This window comes from Mesorhizobium sp. M0077 (genome assembly GCF_040322955.1).
GTDB lineage: Bacteria > Pseudomonadota > Alphaproteobacteria > Rhizobiales > Rhizobiaceae > Mesorhizobium.
Window position 1 is genome coordinate 200059 of record NZ_JAMYUL010000009.1, and the last position, 11986, is coordinate 212044.

At 63.3% G+C, this 11986-nt stretch carries 12 protein-coding genes; 5 read left to right on the top strand and 7 right to left on the bottom strand.

The genetic code is table 11. From position 1 onward, the window contains the following. Positions 1–95: 95 nt before the first annotated feature. Positions 96–1361 (bottom strand): NAD(P)/FAD-dependent oxidoreductase, encoded by a 1266-nt coding sequence (locus NKJ57_RS19070; protein ID WP_023682568.1) that lies wholly within the window; start codon positions 1359–1361, stop codon positions 96–98. 181 nt (positions 1362–1542) lie between these two features. Between NKJ57_RS19070 and NKJ57_RS19075 the strand changes: the two genes are divergently transcribed. Beyond that, positions 1543–2208 (top strand): 5-formyltetrahydrofolate cyclo-ligase, encoded by a 666-nt coding sequence (locus NKJ57_RS19075; RefSeq protein WP_352511965.1) that lies wholly within the window; start codon positions 1543–1545, stop codon positions 2206–2208. Here NKJ57_RS19075 and NKJ57_RS19080 read toward each other — a convergent pair. After that, a complete protein-coding gene (locus NKJ57_RS19080; protein WP_352511963.1) occupies positions 2205–2678 on the bottom strand; it encodes an Lrp/AsnC family transcriptional regulator in 474 nt (157 codons plus the stop codon). The two genes, NKJ57_RS19075 and NKJ57_RS19080, sit on opposite strands and share 4 nt — an antisense overlap. Before the next feature lie 155 nt (positions 2679–2833). Here NKJ57_RS19080 and ald point away from each other — a divergent pair, with 155 nt between their 5' ends. Beyond that, a complete protein-coding gene (gene ald, locus NKJ57_RS19085) occupies positions 2834–3949 on the top strand; it encodes an alanine dehydrogenase (protein WP_023688436.1) in 1116 nt (371 codons plus the stop codon). Positions 3950–4224: 275 nt separating this feature from the next. Further along, complete coding sequence (locus tag NKJ57_RS19090; RefSeq protein WP_352511961.1) at positions 4225–5460, top strand: outer membrane protein; 1236 nt, start codon at positions 4225–4227, stop codon at positions 5458–5460. A 387-nt stretch (positions 5461–5847) separates the two neighbouring features. Here the strand turns inward: NKJ57_RS19090 and NKJ57_RS19095 are convergent, their stop codons facing one another. The 5 genes from NKJ57_RS19095 to NKJ57_RS19120 all read right to left on the bottom strand — a co-directional run bounded on the left by NKJ57_RS19095 (position 5848) and on the right by NKJ57_RS19120 (position 9867). Next, a complete protein-coding gene (locus tag NKJ57_RS19095) occupies positions 5848–6315 on the bottom strand; it encodes a DUF1203 domain-containing protein (RefSeq protein WP_352511959.1) in 468 nt (155 codons plus the stop codon). Positions 6316–6573: 258 nt separating this feature from the next. Further along, positions 6574–7137 (bottom strand): GNAT family N-acetyltransferase, encoded by a 564-nt coding sequence (locus NKJ57_RS19105; protein ID WP_023682574.1) that lies wholly within the window; start codon positions 7135–7137, stop codon positions 6574–6576. Between the two features lie 5 nt (positions 7138–7142). Further along, on the bottom strand, positions 7143–7994 hold the full coding sequence (gene sseA / locus NKJ57_RS19110) for a 3-mercaptopyruvate sulfurtransferase (RefSeq protein ID WP_023710546.1): 852 nt from the start codon (positions 7992–7994) through the stop codon (positions 7143–7145). Positions 7995–8089: 95 nt separating this feature from the next. Beyond that, positions 8090–8833 carry an alanyl-tRNA editing protein gene (locus NKJ57_RS19115; protein ID WP_352511957.1) on the bottom strand — a complete coding sequence of 248 codons (744 nt, stop codon included), beginning with the start codon at positions 8831–8833 and terminating at the stop codon, positions 8090–8092. After that, complete coding sequence (locus NKJ57_RS19120; RefSeq protein ID WP_023738892.1) at positions 8833–9867, bottom strand: cysteine synthase A; 1035 nt, start codon at positions 9865–9867, stop codon at positions 8833–8835. The genes NKJ57_RS19115 and NKJ57_RS19120 overlap by 1 nt, the downstream gene beginning before the upstream one ends. A gap of 214 nt (positions 9868–10081) precedes the next feature. Here NKJ57_RS19120 and NKJ57_RS19125 point away from each other — a divergent pair, with 214 nt between their 5' ends. Beyond that, on the top strand, positions 10082–10903 hold the full coding sequence (locus NKJ57_RS19125; RefSeq protein WP_023726794.1) for an SDR family oxidoreductase: 822 nt from the start codon (positions 10082–10084) through the stop codon (positions 10901–10903). A gap of 69 nt (positions 10904–10972) precedes the next feature. Next, positions 10973–11953: an alpha/beta hydrolase gene (locus tag NKJ57_RS19130; RefSeq protein WP_352511954.1), complete on the top strand. Its 981-nt coding sequence runs from the start codon at positions 10973–10975 to the stop codon at positions 11951–11953. Positions 11954–11986: the final 33 nt, after the last annotated feature.

Below are 11986 nucleotides of genomic sequence, written 5' to 3' on the forward strand. Positions count from 1 at the left end.
AGCTTCGCGCCGAAAACCGGCCATGTCCATCGGGAAGTCAGTCGATCAGCAAAAGGTGACGGCTGGATGAATATCCTTGGCCGCGGTTGAGAACCTCAGCCCTTGTTATCATCGCCCTGGGTGATCAGTCGCGCGCTCCGCTGGCCGGTGAAATAGATCCATAGCCAGCTAAGCGACACCGACAGCCGGTTGCGGAAGCCGATCAGGAAGTAGATATGCGCCACGCCCCACAGCCACCAGGCAAGCCATCCCGTGAGCTTGATCCGGCCGAAATCGATCGCGGCTGCCCACTTGCCGATCGTCGCCAGGTCGCCGGCATGTTTGTAGCGGAAAGGGCGCGGCGCGCCATCGCCGGCCAGCCGCGCCCTGATCGTCGCGGCGACGTGCTTGCCCTCCTGCTTGGCGGAAGGCGCCACGCCTGGCACCGGCTTGCCGTCCGGCCGCAAGACATGCGCGGTGTCGCCGATGACGAAGATTTCAGGACTGTTCGGCACGGTCAGATCGGGCTCGACCATTACCCTGCCCGCCCGGTCCACCGGCGCTCCCAGCCACTCTCCAGCGGGCGAAGCCGCTACGCCGGCGGCCCACAGGATGGTTCGCGCCGGCAGATGCGTATCGCCAAAGACGACGCCTTCGGCATCGAGGCGCGTGACGGCGCGGCCAAGCTCGACCGTGACGCCCCGCCGCTCCAGCGCCTTGCGCGCATAGTCGGACAGCTTTGGCGCGAAATTGGCGAGGATCCTGTCTCCGGCCTCGACCAGCACCACACGCGCCTCACGCGTGTCGATGTTGCGGAATTCGCCGCGCAGCGTTTCGTGCGCGAGTTCGACAATGGTGCCGGCAAGCTCCACGCCGGTCGGGCCGCCGCCGACGATGACCAGTGTCAGCAGTGCCTGGCGCTTGGCCGGATCGGTCTCGCGCTCGGCCTGCTCGAAGGCGAGCAGGATGCGCCGGCGAATGGTGGTTGCGTCTTCAAGCGTCTTCAGCCCAGGCGCGAAAGGCTCCCATTCGTCGTGGCCGAAATAAGCATGACGCGCGCCGGTGGCGAGCACCAGCGTGTCGTAGGGAACAGAACTGCCGTCCTCAAGCAGCACGCGTTTGCCTGGACGGTCGACGCCGGTGACGTTGCCGAGCAGGGTCGTCACGTCCTCGCGCTTGCGCAGCAGATGACGGATCGGCCAGGCAACTTCCGAGGTCGCCAGCGAGGTGGTCGCCACCTGGTAGAGCAGCGGCTGGAAAAGGTGATGGTTGCGCTTGTCGATCATGGTGATGCGCACGGGTGCGCCGGCCAGCGCCCGCGTGAGTTCGAGACCGCCGAACCCTGCGCCGACGACAACGACATGATGGCTGGTTTCACTCATCGCATTCACCCCTGTTTGTCTCCCTTTATCTAGTGATTTTTGTGCACCGCAACAATGTCGCGGCGCGCTAGACTGCCGCGCGTAAGGCTGCCCAGGACTCGTCGCCGGATGTCGCGAATGCCTATGTCGGCAAGCCTGGACGGGTATAGCCTTGCAGGGGCTGGAACCACGGGAGTGAAGCATGGCCAACGACGATGACAAAGATGGCAAAGGGCGGGCGCAATATTCTTCGCCGCCTTGCTTCATGCACGAACTCGATCCGGAATTTCGCGCGCCCACGTCCGATTGGACCGATGTGCGCCGTTGGCGCAAGGCCGAGCGCGAGCGTCTGATCGCGGCACGGTTGGCGGTTTCGGCCGATGCGCGGGTGGCGATGTCGCGGGCTATCACCGAAGGCCTCGACGCGGCAATCGGCGACATTGCCGGCCGCATGGTCAGCCTCTACTGGCCGTTTCGCGGCGAGCCGGACCTGCGGTCGTGGATGGCGTCGATCAACCAGCGCGGCGGCCGCACGGCACTGCCAGTCGTCATCGAGAAGGGCCAGCCGCTGATCTTCCGCGCTTATGTGCCTGGCGACCGGCTGGAAAAAGGCGTCTGGAACATCCCTATCCCCGCCGAAGGCGACCCGGTGCTGCCCGACATCGTCATCTCGCCGATCGTCGGCATCGACCCGCGAAACTACCGCCTGGGCTATGGCGGTGGCTTCTTCGACCGCACGCTGGCTGCCATGCCGTTCAAGCCATTGGTCATCGGCGTCGGCTACGAACTGCAGCGCATAGCCACCATCTACCCGCAGCCGCACGATATTCCGATGGATAGGCTGGTGACCGAGGCTGCTCAGGGCTAAGCCAGTTCCGGCTTCATGCCCATGGCCGTGCGATCGACGATCTCGCGCAGGGCAAACGACGAATTGATCTTGGTCACGTGCGGCATCGCCGACAGCCATTCCTTGTGGATGCGCTCATAGTCGACCAGGTCCTTGGCGGCGATGCGCAGGATATAGTCATATTCGCCCGACATCAGGTGGCAGGACAGCACATTGGGGCAGCGCTTGATCGCCGCCTCGAAATCCGACAGCGTCTTTTCGAATTGTCCCGACAGCGATATGTGCACGATCGCCGTCATCTGGTGGCCGAGCGCTGCATTCGAAAGCCGGGCGTGATAGCCGCGGATGGTGCCGGATTTCTCCAGATTGTCGAGCCGGCGCGAACAGGCCGACTGCGACAGGCCGACCCTTTCGGCGAGCGCCGCATTGGGTATGCGGCCATCCTTCTGCAGTGCCTCGAGAATGGCGACATCGATCCTGTCGAGCGGCATTTCTCGTGATTCCTGCGAAATTTCCTTGACTTCGCGCAACGATTATCGAAACGCGTGACCCCGCGCAAGCGCATTCGCAAACACCTGCGCAACGATTCGTGGTTCACTCGGTTGATACAGGGAACGAGCCCGAAGGGCCGGATCAGGAGAAGACTATGCGCGTCGGTTGCCCCAAGGAAATCAAGAACCACGAATACCGCGTCGGCCTGACGCCGGGCTCCGTCCGCGAATATGTCGCGCATGGCCATGAAGTGCTGGTCGAAAGCGGCGCCGGCGCCGGCATCGGCGCCGATGACAATGCCTACCGCGCCGCCGGCGCCACCATCGCCAGGACCGCCGCCGACGTGTTCGCCAAGTCCGACATGATCGTCAAGGTCAAGGAGCCGCAGCCCAACGAATGGGCGCAGCTGCGCGACGGTCAGATCCTCTACACCTATCTGCATTTGGCCCCGGATCCGGAGCAGACCAAGGGCCTGCTCGCGTCCGGCGTCACCGCAATAGCCTATGAGACCGTAACCGACGACCGCGGCGGCCTGCCGCTCTTGGCGCCGATGTCGGAAGTTGCCGGCCGCCTGTCGATCCAGGCCGGCGCGACCGCGCTGCAGAAGGCCAATGGTGGCCGCGGCGTGCTGCTCGGCGGCGTGCCCGGCGTACTGCCCGGCAAGGTCACCGTGCTCGGCGGCGGCGTCGTCGGCCTGCATGCCGCCCGCATGGCGGTCGGCCTCGGCGCCGACGTCACCATCATCGACCGCTCAATCCCGCGCCTGCGCCAGCTGGACGACCTCTTTACAGGCCGCGTCCACACCCGCTACTCCACAGTCGAGGCGCTTGAGGAAGAATGCTTCTCGGCCGACATCGTCGTCGGCGCCGTGCTCATCCCGGGTGCTGCTGCACCCAAGCTGGTGACCCGCGAAATGCTGTCGGGCATGAAGAAAGGCTCGGTGCTGGTCGACGTCGCTATCGACCAGGGCGGCTGCTTCGAGACTTCGCACGCCACTACCCATGCCGAGCCGACCTATGAGGTCGACGGCGTGATCCATTACTGCGTCGCCAACATGCCGGGCGCCGTGCCGGTGACCTCGGCGCACGCGCTCAACAACGCGACGCTGCATTATGGCCTGCAGCTGGCCGACAAGGGCCTGAAGGCACTGGTCGACGACCACCATTTGCGCAACGGCCTCAATGTCCACAGGGGCAAGATCACCAATCGCGCCGTCGCCGAAGCACTCGGCTATGAGCTGGTCGAACCGAAAGTGGTTCTGGCTGCCTGACCAGACGCCTTAATCGACTCAAGCAGTTCTGCCTCCCTCACCCGCCGGTTGCGCCGGCGGGTTTTTTATTGGCCGCGTGCTCACAAATTGCGGGCTCTAAGGCAACATCACGGCGAAACGGCCCGGCTTGGCGGTGCTTTTGCCTGCCGATGTGGCATTTTTGTCATTCCAATATTGGCGAGCGTCCTGTTAGAACACGGACGGGTTTGTTCTTATGCTAAGGGGCTAAAATGTTCATCTCTGCTAAATCCGTTCTTCTCGGGGCCGTTTCGGCAATGGCTTTGATATCGGTAGCGCATGCCGCCGATGTTGTGCAGCCGGTGGAAGAACCTGCCGGTTTCAACTGGAGCGGCGCCTATGTCGGCATCGGCGGCGGCTTCGGCGCCACCGTGCATCGCATCAGCGTCGACCCGGTGATCGACTTCAACGGGATCGGCGGCAACGGCGTGTTTGGCGAAATCACCGCCGGCTACGACTATATGGTCTCCGAGCGCTTCCTGCTTGGCGGCTTCATCGACGCCAACATCGGGAATATCGGTCCGTCGATCAGCCTTCCGGGCGCTGATATCGACCTGACGAACGCTTATGGCTTCGACGTCGGCTTGCGCGCCGGCTATCTCTTGAACCCCGATACGCTCGGCTATGTGCTCGGCGGCTACACCTGGAACCATTTCAAGCTCGAGGGTTCGGGCTTTGCCGACGGTCTCGATTTCACGGAGAACCGTGGCGGCTATGTTCTCGGCGTCGGCATGGAAACCGTGCTGCGCGGCAACTGGACGCTGAAGACCGAATACCGCTACGCCAACTATGGCGACGACTCGGTGGCTGACCTCGGCATTATTGGCGGCCCGGGAACCTCTCTGGATGTCGAGCCATCCAGCCACACCTTCCACATCGCGGCCAATTACCGCTTCGGCGCCCAGAATGGCGGCGGGGCCTTGTTTGCTGCTCCGACCTACAACTGGACCGGCTTCTATGTCGGCGGCGCGCTTGGCGCCGGCACTGTAGTGCATGACCTGACGCTCGCCAGCGCCCTCGAATTGGATGGCATCGGCGGCGAAGGCGTGTTCGGCGAGGCGAGCATCGGTTACGACCATGATTTCGGCGGCTGGGTCGCCGGCGTTCTGGTCGACGCCCGCTATTCCGGCATACGCTCGAAGCTGGACATTCCGGGTGGGTCGATCAAGGGCGATGCCGACTATGGCTTCGATGCCCTGGCCCGCATCGGCGCCAAGGTCAACGAATCGACGCTGGCCTATGTCCTCGGCGGTTACAGCTGGCAGCATTTCGACCTGCATGCCTCCTCGCCCGTTGGCGACATCGTCGACTGGGGCTCGAGCGGCTTCTCGGTCGGTGGCGGCCTGGAAACGGCCGTTTCCAGCAACATGACGCTTGGTCTCGAATACCGCTATTCGCAGTATGAGAAAGAGGATTTCGGGTCGGACGGCTTCCTCACCGACGAGCCTTCCTTCCAGACCGTTCGCGTCGGCGCGAAGTATAAATTCAACTAAACGCCGCACACACACACGGCAAAGGCCCGTCGGTCAATTCCGGCGGGCTTTTTCTTTGCGCAAAATTCCTGGCGCCGGAATTGAACAGGCTGGCGGACAACAAAAAAGCGGAGCCAAAGCCCCGCTTCCTCGGTGGTCGAGATCCCCGCCGGTTCATCCGCGGTCGGCAAATCCATCGACACTCGTCTTTTAATGGACGAATGCGACGGGAGTGCGACAGCTCACCGGCAATCGGCGCGCCACCACGCCGGCGACGATCGCGGTGCTGTATGAAGTGCTTCACATCCGCCATTCGAAAAGCATGCGCAGACAGAGCTGCCAACTTGACGGCTCGTGCCGTCACACGGTTCCCAACTGCCCGCCAGACCACCGGCGGGCATCTTTTTGTCAGAAACGCTCGATGCGGCACTGATAACAATTGTTGCGCGCCGAGCGGACGTGGACATAGGCGATGTCAGCGCGCTCAAACAGCGTCTCTGCCCGCGCCGCAATGCCGCCAGCCGGAATGACGCCGCCGCTGCCATAGACGATGCGGTCATCCGCACCATAGCCGCGCACGATATAGTCGCTGCTGTCAAGCATCTCTGGAAGCGCTTCCGTCTCGGCTGCGCGTTCGCATTCCTGCGCATGCAGGAAGATCGGTCCTGTCTCGGCGTAAGGCTGCAACGCCGGAAACGGCCGATAGGCCATGATCAGATAGCCATCGCCTTCGGCGACGTTTCTTAGGCAATGCCGGCACGGCACCCCGTCGCCATCGGAAACCTTCCGCTCCGGCGTTTGCCCGTAGGCGTCCGGCCCGCCGCGCTGCAGCGCTCTCACATCTTCTGTCGGCAAGGCTTTGAACTGGACGGTCATGGCTAAATCTCCGGTGTGGTTGACCGGAAATTATGCCCCCGCCGAGGTGCTTCCCACCCGATTCCTGTCAACTGTCAGCAGCCCGGCCAGTCTCAGGCCGGACTGCTTCGGCATTGGGCAGGTCCCGCGCCGGCTCAGCGGATGAAATCGTCGAAGCGGCGCAGCGTCACCCGGTGCCTGCGCCAGTTCTCGTCATGGGTCCGCACGAGCAGGAATTCCTCGCCATGAACGGTCGGTTCGGCCTTCAGTCGGAGAAAGTCACGGCCGCATGACGCTGGCCGAGCGCTCGGCGAACGACAGCGGATGCACGGTCTCCTTCTTTTGCGCCACCGGTGCAAAACCGAGCTTCTGGTAGAGCGGCAAGGCAGCCGGATGGTCGAGCGTGCAAGTCTGCACCGTTACCCGTTTCGGTCCATACGACCATGCTGCGGCGATCGCCGCACCGAGGAACCAACGGCCGATGCCTTGCCCGGTCGCATGTTCCATCATGCCGAAATAAGCGAGTTCGACTTCCTCTGGCAAATGCGGCTTGAGGTCGAAGAACCCGGCCGGCGCGCCGTCGAGATAAAGCACCCTGATGTCGCGGTCCTCGCGGTGGATGCCGGCGGCAAGCTCGTCATCGTCCAGCCTCAGCACATTAACCCAATGCCATTTGCGCCCGACCCGATCCATCAGATAACGGTAGAAATGCAGCGGAATGTCCTTGGTCCTGAGCAGCGCAATCTGCCTGTTGTAGGGCAAGGGCGGCGAATAGGCCGGCGGCACATGCATTTCCAGAAACGTGACGGTGACCTCGATGTCGTCCAGCGCGCCGTTTTCCATCGCCATCATCCCTTGCCCGTCACCACGGGCGTGTCTGCCAGCCCGCCCCATTCCGTCCATGAGCCGTCATAGAGTCGGTTGTCGGTGTGACTGAGCGTCTCCAGCGCCAGAGTGACCACAGCCGCCGTGATGCCGGAACCGCAAGAGGTGACGACCGGTTTCGACAGATCGATACCGGCATCCTCAACGGCCTTGCGCAACTGGTCCTTCGACAACAGCGCGCCATCCTGTGACAGCGCCGAATAAGGCAAATTGTGCGCGCCGGGCATGTGGCCGGAGCGAACACCCGCGCGGGGCTCTGGCTCGGCGCCGGTGAAGCGGCCCGCGCCTCGGGCGTCCGCAATCTGGCTCTCGCCAGTCTCGACGATGCGGCGCATGTCGGCAAGGCTGGCGACGCGAGCGGCATCGAAATCGGCATGAAACACATTCGGCGCGATCTTGGTCGGCTCCGCCGTCACCGGCCGGCCCGCCGCCTTCCAGCGGTCGAAGCCGCCGTCGAGCACATAGACCTGGAACACGCCCATGACGCGGAACATCCACCAGGCGCGCGGCGCCGAGAAGAAACCCGGACCGTCATAGACGACAATGGTGTCGTCGGCCGAAATTCCCATGGCGCCTACATATTGCGCGAAATGCTGTGGCGAGGGCAGCGTGTGCGGCAGCTTGGCATCAGGATCGGAGGCCGCATCATGATCGAAGAATCGCGCGCCCGGAATATGCGCAGCCTCATACTCGGCGCGCGCATCGCGCTTCTGCGCCGGCAGATACCAGGATGCATCGACGATCGTCAGGCCGGGCTCGCCAAGACGGCTCTGCAACCAGTCCGCATCGACGGTGAAAGGGCTGTCATCGGCCATTGTTCTTCTCCTGCTCCGCCTTGGCGAGGCATTGCTTCCTGTTGACCATGATCGTCCCCGAAAACCGGCTTCCACTTTTCGGGATCATGGTTCGTTCAAGCTACCGGCGGCGGTCCGAAGCGAATGCGAAAACGCCGGTTTTCGCGGCCCTTCTTCTCGATCTTGCCGATATGGATTTCACCGACTTCGCCGGTGCTTTTGACATGGGTGCCGCCGCAGGGCTGGCTGTCGATCGAAGCGTTGTCGCCGATGCAGACCAGGCGGATCTTGCCGGTGCCGGCGGGCGGCCGGACATTCTTGGATTTCACCAGGCCAGGATTGGCTGCCAGTTCCTCGTCGGTGATCAGCCTGACGAAGATCGGATGATCGGCCCGCACCAGCTCCATCAGCCCGGCGGTGACGTCTTCCCTGGTGAAGCCGGCATCGGGAGCGTCGAAGTCGACGCGGCTGTCATCTTCGGAAACCGCAGCACCGGTAATCGGAAACGGACAGACGACGGTGAGCAAATGGCAAGCTGCGTGCATGCGCATCAGGAGATGCCGCCGCTCCCAGTCGATGGCGAGTTTCACCCGCTCGCCGACCTCGGGTGCCGGCTGCTCCGGCGCCGGTACATGGATGATCTCGTCCTTGGTCTCGCCGGTGATGGTGGCGGCAATGGCGATGCGGCTGCCGTCGGCGCGCTCTAATGTGCCGGTATCGCCAGGCTGGCCGCCCGATGTGGCATAGAAGATGGTCCGGTCGAGAATGATGCCGCCGCGTTCGTTGATGGCGACAACAGTGGCGTCAGCCGCTCTGACATAGGCGTCGTCGCGAAACAGCGCTTCTGTTCTGTGCGCCATCAGGCGACCTTCTCATACGGCACCGAAATTGTGCTGCGCTCATCCATCCAGCCCGGCACCGGCAGGTTCTTCTCGCGCAGGAATTCCGGGTTGAACAGCTTCGACTGGTAGCGCGTGCCATAGTCGGCAAGGATGGTCACGATGGTGTGGCCGGGCCCAAGCTCGCGCGCCAGCCGGATCGCGCCGGCAATGTTGATGCCGGTCGAACCGCCGACGCACAGGCCTTCTTCCTGGATCAGGTCGAAGACGATCGGCAGCGCTTCCTCGTCCGGCACCTGGAACGAGAAGTCCGGCGTGAACCCATCGAGATTTGCCGTGATGCGCCCCTGCCCTATCCCTTCGGTGATCGAGCTGCCGTCGGACTTCAATTCGCCACTGGTGTAGAAGGAATAGAGCGCCGCACCCAGCGGATCGGCGAGCGCGATCTTGACGTTGCTGCTCCTGGCCTTCAGCCCGAAGGCGACGCCGGCCAGCGTTCCGCCCGAACCCACCGCCGAGACGAAACCGTCGACCTTGCCGCCGGTCTGCGTCCAGATTTCTTCCGCCGTGGTGCGGATATGGCCGTCGCGATTGGCAACGTTGTCGAACTGGTTGGCCCAGATCGCGCCGTTCGGCTCCGACCTCGCCATCTGCTCGGCTAGCCGCCCCGACAGTTTCACGTAGTTGTTGGGGTTCTTGTAAGGCACCGCCGGCACTTCGATCAGCTCGGCGCCAAGCAGCTTGATCGTGTCCTTCTTTTCCTGGCTCTGGGTGTCGGGAATGACGATCACTGTGCGATAGCCCAGCGCCTTGGCAACCAGCGTCAGGCCAATGCCGGTATTGCCTGCCGTGCCTTCGACGATGACCCCGCCCGGCTTCAACAGCCCGCGCTGTTCGGCGTCGCGGATGATGAACAGGCCTGCGCGATCCTTGACCGACTGGCCGGGGTTCATGAACTCGGCCTTGCCCAGGATCTCGCAGCCGGTCTGCTCCGAGGCCTTGTTGAGGCGGATCAGGGGCGTGTTGCCGATCGCTTCGATCACAGAACGGGGCATCCGGGATTCCTTATGTAGCTGCGGCGAGACCCTAGAAACCCGAAGCGTGCGTTTCAAGGCAAGAATTCGCCTGGTCCAGTCGCATTTCGGGCACTGCAATCTCCCGCGGCCGGACAACGCGCGATGACGATCATTTCAACCAGTACGGAAAAGCGCTCTTTTCATTCGATTTTTTCACCGCTAGAGCACTAATGACAGATCGGCAGGGCGCAGAATGACACTTTACCGGGCCAACCCGAAGCACGGCGTCGCCTGGATAACCGGCGGCAGCAGCGGCATCGGCCGTGCGCTGGCAAAGGACCTCGCGGCAAAGGGCTTTGTCGTCGCGGTCACCGCACTCGACGGCGACCCACTCGACGCGCTCATCGTCGAGACTGCGCAGATGCCGGGACGTGTCGTCGCCTACCCTTGCGACGTCACCGATGAGCCGCGCATGGCAAGCACGGTGGCGGCGATCGAAAAGGAGCTCGGCCCGATCGTGCTCGCCGTCTTCAACGCCGGCAACTACATCGCCACACCCGGCGAAGACCTCAGGGTCCGCGACTTTCGCCAGACCTTCGAGGTCAACTATTTCGGTATCATCAATGGCCTCGTCCCGCTCATGGAGCGCATGCGCATCCGTGCGCGCGGCCATATCGTGCTTGTCGGGTCGGTCACCGCCTATTTCGGCTGGCCGACCACGGCGGCCTATGGCGGCTCGAAGGCGGCGATCAACATCTTGGCCGAGTCGCTGAAATACGATTTCGACAAGATGAATGTACGCATTCAGGTGATGAATCCGGGCTTCATCGACACGCCGCTGACCGAAAAGAACATGCTGCCGATGCCGGGACTGATGCCGGTCAACCGCGCCTCGCGCCGCATGCTGCGCGGCATCGAGCATGGCGGCTTCGAGGTCACCTTCCCTCACCGGCTGAGCTGGGGGCTGAAGCTGCTGGCACTGCTGCCAAGGCCAGTCTGCCGGTGGTTCATCAGCACGGCGACCCGCTGGACAGGGCGGCCGCTGAATTTCGACCGCAAGCCGCCGAACCAATAGCTGTCCATAGCCCGGCTGTTGCCTGACTGCACCGGCCGCCATAGCTTTAGAATTGTCGTGGAGTCTGAGATGGGGCGGCGGATCGTGCTTGCGGTGCTGGGCGTCGTCATGATCCTTGTCCTAGCCTTCCTGCTTGGTCCGCGCGTTCCCGTCGACACCACGATCCATTTCGATGACAAAGTGATCGGCGACGACCCGCAAGCGTATGTCGCGCGCGAAGAGGCTGCCGTCCCCAATATCCGCGACGGGCTCGAGAAAGAAATCATCTGGGCCGATCCGATGGTTCACGCCAGGACGCCATTGGCGATCGTCTATATCCATGGCTTTTCGGCATCGAAGGGCGAGGTTCGCCCGCTGGCCGACGAGGTCGCCGACCAACTCGACGCCAACCTTTTCTACACCCGCCTCACCGGTCATGGGCAGGACGGCGCCTCGATGGCGCAAGGCAGCGTCAATGCCTGGATCAACGACTATGAGGAGGCGCTCGCCATCGGCCGGGCCATCGGCGACAAGGTGATCGTCATCGGCACCTCGACCGGTGGATCGCTGGCGGCATGGGCGGCGACTGAGCCTGGCGCATCGGACGGCGTCGCTGCAATCGCATTCATCTCGCCGAATTTTGGCATCAGGGCTTCAGGCGCCGAGCTGCTGACCATGCCCTGGGGCAGGCAGATCGCCGAGTTCGTCGGCGGCAAGGAGCGCAGCTTTCCGACCCGCAACGCGCTGCACGAGAAACTCTGGACGCACACCTATCCAATGGCGGCCGTGCTGCCGATGGCCGCGCTGACCAACCTTGCCTACGCAGCGCCTGTGGAGAAGGCAACCATACCGGCGCTGTTCATCTTCTCGGATTCCGACAAGGTGGTGCGCCAGGATCGCACCCGCGAAATCGCCGGGCTCTGGGGCGCACCGCATGAACTGGTGCCCGTCGACGACAATGGCGATCCCGACGACCACGTCATTGCCGGCGACGCGCTGTCGCCCTCGACCACGGCTTTCCTGGCGCAGCGGATCGTCGTGTGGGTGAAGGCAATTACCGGGCAGCCCTAAACGAAAAGGACGGCCGAAGCATTGCCCCGGCCG